The following is an 8,672-nucleotide window of genomic DNA, read 5'->3' on the forward strand; positions in this document are numbered from 1 at the left end:
CGGACGGAATCAGGCCGCCATTTCCGCGGCCAGGGCGGACACCAGCTGCGCCGCCGGCATGGCGCGCGCCAGCGGCGCGCCCTGGCCCGCCCATTGCGCGGCAAATTCGCTGTTGCCGTGCTGGCTGGCCGCCGCATTGAGCTGCTTGGCCGCGTCGTAGGCGACGGGGTAGTCGGCGGGCAGGGGGCTGCCCGGTGCTTCCGCGTATTCGATGAAGCGGTTGAGCATGCCGCGCGCCAGGCGTCCCGACAGGCTGGCCGTCAGGCGCGTGCTGGCGGCTCGCTCGCTTTGCAGGTTGGCGCGGTAGCTGGCGTTGGCCGACGATTCCGGGCACAGCACGAAGGCCGTGCCCAGCTGGGCGGCCGCGGCGCCCAGGTCCAGCGCGGCGCGGATGCCCTGGCCATCCATGATGCCGCCGGCGGCGATGAGGGGCAGGCGGGTGCGGCCCGCCAGCAGACGCAGCAGGACAGTGGTGCTGTGGCGCTCGTCCGGCGCCTGCGGCTCGAAGACGCCGCGATGGCCGCCCGCTTCCACGCCTTGCGCGACGATGGCGTCGACGCCCGCCTGCTCGATCAGCAGCGCTTCGCGCACACTGGTGGCGGTGGCCATGGTGCAGATGCCGGCCTGGCGCAGGGCAGCGATCTGCTGCGGCGCCGGCAGGCCGAAGTGAAAGCTGACGACGGCGGGACGCTGCTCCAGCAACAGGGCATACGCCGCGTCATTGCCAAGAAAGCTGGGGTAGATTTCCTCCAGCACGGCCGGCGCGGCCGCGCCCAGCTCGGCGAACAGGGGCGCCAGGTGGGCCAGCCAGGCCGCTTCGCGCCGCGGATCGCGCACGGCAGGGGCATGGCAAAACACATTGATATTGAAGGGCCGGTCCGTCAGCGCGCGCGTGTCCTCGATCATCTGGCGCGCCTGCGCCAGCGTGCCGGCGCCGATGGCCAGCGATCCCAGGCCTCCCGCCTGCGAGACGGCCGCCGCCATGCGGGGCGTGGAAACGCCCGCCATCGGCGCCTGGATGATGGGGTGCTGCAAGCCGAGGCGGCGGAGGAATGACTGGGAGGTGCTCATGATGTTTCCTTCATGACGTTGAGGAGCCTGCTCATAATTCTTAATTTGAGAATATAATAGCACAATCGTTTTCAAATAAAGAATATGATGGACCTCGAATCCCTGAAGATCTTTTGCTGCGTGGCCAGCGAACTGAGCGTCACCCAGGCCGCCACCCGCCTGGGCCGCGCGCCGTCCAGCGTCACCACGCGCATCCAGCAGCTGGAGGCCGATATCGGCGCCGAACTGTTCGTGCGCACCAACAAGCGCATGGCCCTGTCGGCGGCGGGCGGGCGCTTTCTCGATTATGCGCAGCGCCTGCTGGCGCTGGAGGAAGAAGCGCGGCACGTCGTCGCGGGCGGCGCGGAGGGGGGCGCCTTGCGCGTGGGCAGCATGGAAAGCACGGCCGCCAGCCGCCTGCCGCCGCTGCTGGCCGCGTATCACGCGCGCCATCCGGCCACGCGCCTGGCGCTGAGCACGGGGCCGTCGCGTCCCCTGCTCGAGCAAGTGCGCACGGGACTGCTCGACTGCGCCTTCGTTGCCTTGCCGCCCGCGTTCACCGGGCCAGCCGCCCTGGAAGAGCTGGGCCTGGCCGCGCAAGCCGTCTGGCGCGAAGAGCTGTGCCTGCTGCTGCCGGCCAGCGAAGCGTCCGCGCGCGACCCGGCGCACGTGCGCACGCGCTCGCTGGCGGCGTTTCCGCAAGGCTGCACCTACCGCGCCATGGCGGAAGACACGCTGGGCATCGCCGCATCGACGGACTGGCGCGTGCAGGAAATGAACTCGTATCACACCATGATCGCCTGCGTGGCGGCCGGCGCCTGCGTGACCCTGCTGCCGGCCAGCGTGCTCGAATTGTCCGACGCGCCCGCCTCGCTGCCCGCGCTGTCCGTGGGCCAGGTCGATACCTTGCTGGTCTGGCGCGCCGGCTTTGACTTGCCCGCGTTCCGGCACTTGCAGGCGCAACTGGGCGAGGCAGCCCCGTGAGCGCCGCCGCCCGGCTGCGCCCGGCCATCGAGGCGGCGCTGATCCTGGCCATCGGCATGGGCTTTGGCCGCTTCGCCTTCACGGCCATCTATCCACACATGGTGGGGGAGGGGGTGCTGACCTTGCGCGACGGCAGCCTGGCCGCCTCGGCCAATTACGCGGGCTATCTGCTGGGCGCCATTTTGGCCGTGCGGGCCCGCGCGCACAGCGCCCACCGCCTGTGCCTGTGGTCCGTCGCCGGCACGGTGCTGTGTTTGGGCGCGCTGGCCCTGGCCATGCCCGTCTGGCTCATCGTCGCCGTGCGCGGCGCGGCCGGCGTCTTCAGCGCCTTGTCGATGGTGGCCGCGTCGCTGTGGCTGCTGGAACGGCGGCGCCATGCGCGCGGCGCGCCGCTGCTGTATGCGGGCGTGGGCGCGGGGATAGCCCTGTCGGCCGAACTGCTAGTGCTGGCGGGCCATCTGGGCTGGCACAGCGGCGGCATGTGGCTGCTGCTGGCCGGCGTCACCGCGCTGCTGGGATTGGCCGCCGCGCCGGGCCTCGTCGCCAGCGGCCAGGCCACGCTGGAGGAACCGCTGCAGCCGGCCGCCGCCATGCCGCCCGTGCAGCCCTGGCCGCTGGTGCTGATCTACGGCCTGGCCGGACTCGGTTATATCGTCACCGCCACCTACCTGCCCGTGCTGGTGCAATCCGCCTTGCCGGCGTTGAATGCGGCCCACGTGTGGGCCGTGTTCGGCCTAGGCGCCGCGCCGTCGTGCTTCCTGTGGCACCGCCTGCATGAACGCCTGGGCACGCGCCACGCGCTGCGCCTCAATCTGCTGCTGCAGGCGGCCGGCGTGGCGCTGCCGGCCCTGGCGCCATCGGCCGCCGGCTACCTGCTCAGCGCCGCCCTTGTCGGCGGCACCTTTGTCGGCACCGTCACCATCGCCATGCCGGCCGCGCAGCGCGCGGCGAAGAATGCCGGCCGGTTCGGCGCGCGCATGATGGCCACCATGACCCTCGTCTACGGCATCGGCCAGATCATCGGCCCCGTGCTGGCCGACAGCCTGCATGCGCGCTCGCACTCGTTCGCCAGCGCCTTGCTGGTCGCCGCCGGCGCGCTGCTGCTGGCCATCGCCGTCAGCCTGCGCCTGTAAGCTGCCCGCGCCGGGAGCTGGTCGGGCGCCCGCGCTTCAGAGGCCGAACGCGCAGCGCATGAACTCGCGCCGCAGCCCGTTGATGCGGGTGGAGTCGCGCGTGTAGTACAGCTTGTTCGTCAGCAGCACGCCATAGCGGCCGCGCCGCGGGCTGAGCCACATGGCCGTGCCGGTGAAGCCCAGGTGGCACCAGACGTCGTCTTCCGGTCCGGTGCCTGCCGCCGGGTGCCAGAACAGGCCGCGCGCCGGACGCAAGCTGCCCGTTTGCACCGTCAGCGATGCCCGCACCCAGGCGGCGTCCAGCACGCCGCCAGGCTGGTCCGGCGATGCCGCCAGCATGGCCCGCAGGAAGCGCTGCAGGTCCGGCGCGTTGGAAAACAGGCCGGAGATGCCGCTCACGCCGCCCAGCAGGCGGGCCGAAAAATCATGCACCGTGCCGCACAGATGGGCGCCTGCCTCCTCGCAGTATTCGGTGGGCGCGACCAGCTTGCCGTGCCCTGGCGCCAAGGGGCCGAAGCGCGTGGCGGCCATGCCCAGCGGACGCAGGACATGTTCTTCCAGCGCCTCGTCCAAAGGCATGCCCAGCAGCCGCTCGATGACGAAACCGAGGATCAGGGCCGCGCGGTCCGTGTATTCCACGGCCTGGCCCGGCACGCCTTCCAGCGGCTCGCGCAGCACGCCGCGCACGATGTCTGCATGCACCTCGCCATAGCTGGCGCGCAGGCGGGCGCGCAGCGGCAAGCCGGCCGTATGGGTCAGCAGCTGGAACACGGTGACGGGCGCCAGCGCATAGCCGGCCGTGCCGGGCAGCACGTCGGCCAGCCGGTCGTCCAGGCGCAGGCGCTCGCGGCGCACCAGCCAGCCGACGAGCGACCAGATGCCGATGATCTTGGTCAGGGACGCGATGTCGAACACGGTGTCGGCCTGCATGGCGGCGCTGGCGGGTTCGGGCGTGAGCCGCCCGGCCGCGCCCGTCACGCCGTGTTCCAGGGTGCCCACGGCCCAGGCCGCGCCTGGAAAAATCTGTTCCTGTACGCCCGCCTCAAGCAGCGTCGTCAATGGGGTGCTCAGTGCGTTTATCTGCATGATGATTGTGCCGTGCTTGTCGTATTTTGCTCCGCCGCCGCTACTCCCAGCCAGCGCGCCACGGACTGCGCCACCCACGGCCCTGCGTCGAGCGCCAAGTCGTGGCCCGCCTCGCCGTGGATCAGGCAATCGGCTTGCCAGGCGCGCGCCAGCTGCAGCGAACAGCGGTGGTCGACCAGTTGATCCTGCGCGCCGGCCATCACCAGCACGGGCATGGCCGGGCGGATCGCCGGGGCGCGGTAGCGGGCGGCAGACAGCAGCTGGCGCAGCGCATTGCGGCGGCTGATGGGGTATTGCTGCTGGTAGCCCAACCAGTCGTCCAGCAGCGCCGCCTGGCCCGCCGCATGCCGGCGGCTGGTCAGGCGCAGGATCAGCGCTTCCTGGCTGCGCCGGTCGCCCAGGAACAGCTGGCGCAGCAGCGCCGGGTAATTCTGCCAGCGCAGGCGCCGGTAAAACGGGCTGTACGGGCGCATGCTGGTGTTGAGCAGCACGCAGCGGGCGATTTCCTGTGGGTAGCGATGCGCCCATTCCACGGCCACCATGCCGCCCAGGGACAGGGCCAGCAAGTGATATGGGGCGGGGATGCCGCGCGCCAGCAAGTCCTGGCGGCAGGATTCCACCATGTCGCGCACGCAGGTGGCGCTTGCTTCGCCGTGCCGCGTGCCATTGCCGGGCAGGTCGGGCGTGTGGATGCGGGTGCCGGGCAGGGCGCTGGCCAGGACGGCGGGAAAGCCGCCCCAGTGGCGCTGTTCGCGCATCAGGCCGCGCAGCAGTATCCAGTTTTGCGGCCCGCTCATGATTCATACCATTGCGCGAGCGCGCGCCGGCGCTGGGCCTTTCTCGCCAGGCCTTCCGGCACCCAGCGGCCGTGGCTGCTGGCGGCGCGCATGAGGAAATCGAACCACACCAGATGGCGGCGCAGCACGCGCTGCAGGCGGTGCGCGGCCGTGGGATTGAAGAGGCTGACCCGGTTGAACAGCTGGCGCGGGTTTTTCTTGACCCACAGCCAGGAGCCCATTTCCAGGGTCAGCGGCAGGAAGACGCGCCCGCTGTAGCTGGTGCCGTTCAGGTACAGATAGTCCCACAGGTCGCCGTGCGTGCGGTATTGCCTGCTCTGCGGCTCGAATACATAGTTGTGGTTCGGATAGCTTTGGCTGAACAGTTCTTCCAGGGCGCCGATCTCGGCCAGGTGGGCGATGGGCACCTTGGTATGCGCGTGGGGAAACCAGATGCGGTCGCGCAAGCCGAAGCCGGAATGGCAATCGAGGGCCATGCTGAACTGGCGCGACAGCAGTTCGCGCTCGACGAGGTCGCACACGGCCCGGCTTTCCGCCTCCATCGGCGCATTGGCCGCGCCGCGGTACCAGGGCAGGCGCGGGCTGTAGCGCTGTCCGCCGAGCATGAACGGCACTTTTTCGCGCGCGCTCAGCGGCGCGTTGCGCATCAGGTCCACGCCGCGCGGATTGCTGCGCGTGGCTTGCCACATGCCGCCCGGATTAACCAGCGGCATGAAGACGAGGCGCATGGTTTCCAGCTGCTGGTGCAGGGTGGCGTCCCAGCGCAGGCGCGCAATGACGCTTTCCAGGAAGGACAGCAGCACCTGCGTGCCGATGCGTTCGAGGCCGTGGATGCCGCCAAAGAAGCCGAGAACGGGCACGTCGGGACTGGGATTGCCCAGCGCAATGGTATACACGGGAAACTGGCGCCCATCCATGGCGATGCTGCAGGGCGCGGCCACTTCCAGATGGTTGCCGCCGTCGTCGATGAGGCGCTTCAGCATGACCAGCTCGGGCAGATTCTTTTCGATCATCAGGCGTCTGAAAGGAAGAGTAGCGGCCAGTGTAGCCGAAATCCGGGCCATGCCCGACGTCCCGCATGACGAAATTTATTGTTGCCAAGCATGTCACGAAGCCGTCATGTTTGCTGTGTAGTCTGTTGCAGTTGACGCAAGACTTATTAATTGAAAACACCGTCCTGCGTCCTGTTCCACTCTTCACACGATAGCGACAAGAGAGCGATATGACAGGCAGCCCGGCATCCGTCCATGTGCTTGCGCTGGCCGGATGCCTGGTGCTGCTGGGCTTCCTGGCCGCGGCGGGACCCGTGCGGGCGCAGCCCCTTGACGGCCGCGTGTGGCAATTCGACATTCCCGCGCAAAACCTGGGCGATGCCCTGGACCTGTACAGCCGCCGCACGGGCATCGCCGTGCTGATGGACCAGCGCTATGCGCAGCGCCAGTCTGCCGCCGTGCGCGGCCCGCAGGCGGCCGGCGCGGCCCTGCAGGCCCTGCTGGCGGGCACGGGCCTGCAATCGCGCCAGTCCGACGCGCAAGCCGTCATCGTGTATGCGCCCGCCGGCGCGCCCGCCGCCGCGCTGCCGCAGGCGGCCCACGTGGCCGCCGCCGACATCCCCGGCGCGCAGCAAGGCGGCGAGGTGGCGGCCTACGTGAGCCGGCTGCAGCACGTGCTGCTGGGATTGCTGTGCCGCGCGGCGCAGACGCGCCCAGGCGGCTACCGCCTGGCGCTGCAGCTGTACCTGAACCGCGCCGGCGTCGTGGACCGCGTGCAGCTGCTCGATACCACCGGCTTGCCCGCGCGCGACAAGGCCATCGCGCGCCTGGTGCTGGGCATGCAGGTGGGCGCGGGGCCTGCGCCGTCCATGCCGCAGCCCGTCTCCATCCTGCTGCTGCCGGAAGGGCCGGGCAGCGAAGTCGATTGCGCCGCCGGCGCGGCGGGCAGGAACGCGCCATGAGCCTGCCCGACCTGCGCACCAAGCTGAAGCGGCACCTGAGCGCGCGCTATGCCGTGCTGCGCTGGCGCCTCGAACGCGTCGTCGGCTGCCAGCACAACGCGGCCGATGCGCTGCAGGAAACCTGGCTGCGCCTGGAAGCCATGGCGCAGCCGGCCAGCGTGCACAATCCCGACGCCTACCTGCTGCGCATGGCGGCCAACATCGCCACCGACGCCTACCGCCGCGACCAGATCATCGTCACCGAGCGCGAACGCGACGAGCTGATGCATCTCGGCGAGGCCGAGGCGTTTGCCGACGACATCGCCGACCCGGCGCGCATCGTCTCGGCGCGCCTCGACGTGCAGGCGCTCGACGCGGCCCTGGCCAGCCTGTCGCCGCGGCGCCGGGCCATCCTGACGGGCGCGCGGGTCGACGGCTTGCTCAACGAGGAAATCGCCGAGCGCTTCGGCATTTCCGTGGCGATGGTGAAGAAAGAATTGCAGGCCGCCATGCAACACTGTAGAACGTGCATGGCCGATGCCGATGCGGCCCAGCGCAGCGATGTGTCGGGCCGGCGTAAATATTGAAAATGCTCATGAACAGTTCCAACCGCGATCCCCGCGACTTTCCTGATGTGGCCGACAGCGATGCGGCCATCGGCCAGCAAGCCGACGCCTGGTGGGCGCGCCTGCGCTCGGCCGATTTCACGCGCGCCGATGCCGACGCCTTGCGCGCCTGGTGCGCGCGCAGCCCCGCGCATGCGCGCGCCTGGCGCGAAGTGCAACGGGTATGGCAGGCCCTCGATCCGGCGCTGCAAGGGATGGCGCCGCCGCGGGCCGCCGTGCTGGCGTTTCCCGCCAGGCCGGCGCGCCGCGTCTTCCTCGGCGGCGCGCTGGCCGCCGGCGTGGCCGCGCTGGCCCTGCGTCCGCCCCTGGGCGCCTGGCCATCGCTGCAGGAACTCGGCGCCGATTACCGCACGGGCACGGGCGAGCAGCGCCAGCTGGCCCTGTCGCGGCAGATGACGGTGCAGATGAACACGCAGACGCGCATCAATGTGACCGCGCAGGAATCGATCGAACTGCTGGCCGGCGAGGCGGAAATCCTCGCCAGCGGCGCGCGCCAGCCCGTCACGGTGCAGGCGGGGGTGGGGCGTTTGCTGGCGCAGTCGGCCCGCTTCAATGTGCGCCACACGGACGACGCCGTCTGCGTCACCTGCCTGGCCGGCGCCGTCGACGTCGTCTGGCAAAGCCGCCGCCGGACGCTCGATGCGGGCCAGCAGCTGGTGTACGACGAACAGGGCGTGCAGGCGGCCGGCATGGTGGCCGCCAGCGACGTCAGCGCCTGGCGCACGGGCGCGCTGTCCTTTGTTGGCAAGCCGCTGGCCGAGGTGGTGGCCGAAATCAACCGCTACCGGCCCGGCAAGGTGCTGCTGCGCAATCCCGAACTGGGCCGGCGTCTCGTGCGCATGCGCTTTTCCATCACCCAGATGGATGGCGCGCTGGCGATGATACGCGACCTGACGGGCGCGGACATGACCAGCCTGCCGGGCGGCATCGTGCTGCTGAGTTGATGCGGTTTCCTGCGCGGCCGGGTTGATTGAAAATATTTTTCAAAAAACATTATCCCTTCCGCCATCCAGCTACGTCATGGAGATATGGACGCTTGCGCGACAGCCAGGCTCCGCTCCCT

9 protein-coding genes are annotated in these 8,672 nt (G+C 70.0%); 5 read left to right on the forward strand and 4 right to left on the reverse strand.

What is annotated here, in order from left to right; all coding sequences use genetic code 11:
* Window positions 1-9 precede the first annotated feature (9 nt).
* Window positions 10-1,071 (reverse strand): NAD(P)H-dependent flavin oxidoreductase, encoded by a 1,062-nt coding sequence (locus ACZ92H_RS16130; RefSeq protein ID WP_465050178.1) that lies wholly within the window; start codon window positions 1,069-1,071, stop codon window positions 10-12.
* An 87-nt stretch (window positions 1,072-1,158) separates the two neighbouring features.
* Between ACZ92H_RS16130 and ACZ92H_RS16135 the strand changes: the two genes are divergently transcribed.
* The gene (locus ACZ92H_RS16135) at window positions 1,159-2,034 is read left to right on the forward strand and encodes a LysR family transcriptional regulator (protein WP_465050261.1); all 876 of its coding nucleotides are present in this window, start codon (window positions 1,159-1,161) and stop codon (window positions 2,032-2,034) included.
* Window positions 2,031-3,167, forward strand: a complete 1,137-nt coding sequence (locus ACZ92H_RS16140) for a YbfB/YjiJ family MFS transporter (protein ID WP_465050177.1) — start codon at window positions 2,031-2,033, stop codon at window positions 3,165-3,167. Before ACZ92H_RS16135 ends, ACZ92H_RS16140 begins: the two co-directional genes overlap by 4 nt.
* Before the next feature lie 36 nt (window positions 3,168-3,203).
* On the opposite strand, the gene ACZ92H_RS16145 is transcribed toward ACZ92H_RS16140, so the two are convergent.
* Genes ACZ92H_RS16145 through ACZ92H_RS16155 form a run of 3 tightly spaced genes read right to left on the reverse strand, consistent with a single transcriptional unit; the run spans window position 3,204 to window position 6,063 of the window.
* Window positions 3,204-4,253: a serine hydrolase domain-containing protein gene (locus ACZ92H_RS16145; protein ID WP_465050176.1), complete on the reverse strand. Its 1,050-nt coding sequence runs from the start codon at window positions 4,251-4,253 to the stop codon at window positions 3,204-3,206.
* The gene (locus ACZ92H_RS16150) at window positions 4,244-5,050 is read right to left on the reverse strand and encodes an alpha/beta fold hydrolase (RefSeq protein WP_465050175.1); all 807 of its coding nucleotides are present in this window, start codon (window positions 5,048-5,050) and stop codon (window positions 4,244-4,246) included. The genes ACZ92H_RS16145 and ACZ92H_RS16150 overlap by 10 nt, the downstream gene beginning before the upstream one ends.
* The gene (locus ACZ92H_RS16155; RefSeq protein WP_465050174.1) at window positions 5,047-6,063 is read right to left on the reverse strand and encodes a M14 family zinc carboxypeptidase; all 1,017 of its coding nucleotides are present in this window, start codon (window positions 6,061-6,063) and stop codon (window positions 5,047-5,049) included. Before ACZ92H_RS16155 ends, ACZ92H_RS16150 begins: the two co-directional genes overlap by 4 nt.
* Window positions 6,064-6,272: 209 nt before the next feature.
* On the opposite strand from ACZ92H_RS16155, the gene ACZ92H_RS16160 reads away from it, so the two are divergent.
* From ACZ92H_RS16160 to ACZ92H_RS16170, 3 genes are read left to right on the forward strand one after another with little or no spacing between them, the layout of a single operon-like run.
* Entirely contained in the window at window positions 6,273-7,004 is a 732-nt protein-coding gene (locus ACZ92H_RS16160; protein WP_465050173.1) for a hypothetical protein, read from the forward strand.
* Entirely contained in the window at window positions 7,001-7,570 is a 570-nt protein-coding gene (locus ACZ92H_RS16165) for an RNA polymerase sigma factor (protein WP_465050172.1), read from the forward strand. Before ACZ92H_RS16160 ends, ACZ92H_RS16165 begins: the two co-directional genes overlap by 4 nt.
* A gap of 8 nt (window positions 7,571-7,578) precedes the next feature.
* Complete coding sequence (locus tag ACZ92H_RS16170) at window positions 7,579-8,553, forward strand: FecR family protein (protein WP_465050171.1); 975 nt, start codon at window positions 7,579-7,581, stop codon at window positions 8,551-8,553.
* Window positions 8,554-8,672: the final 119 nt, after the last annotated feature.

The sequence above is a fragment of the Janthinobacterium foliorum genome (genome assembly GCF_978021625.1).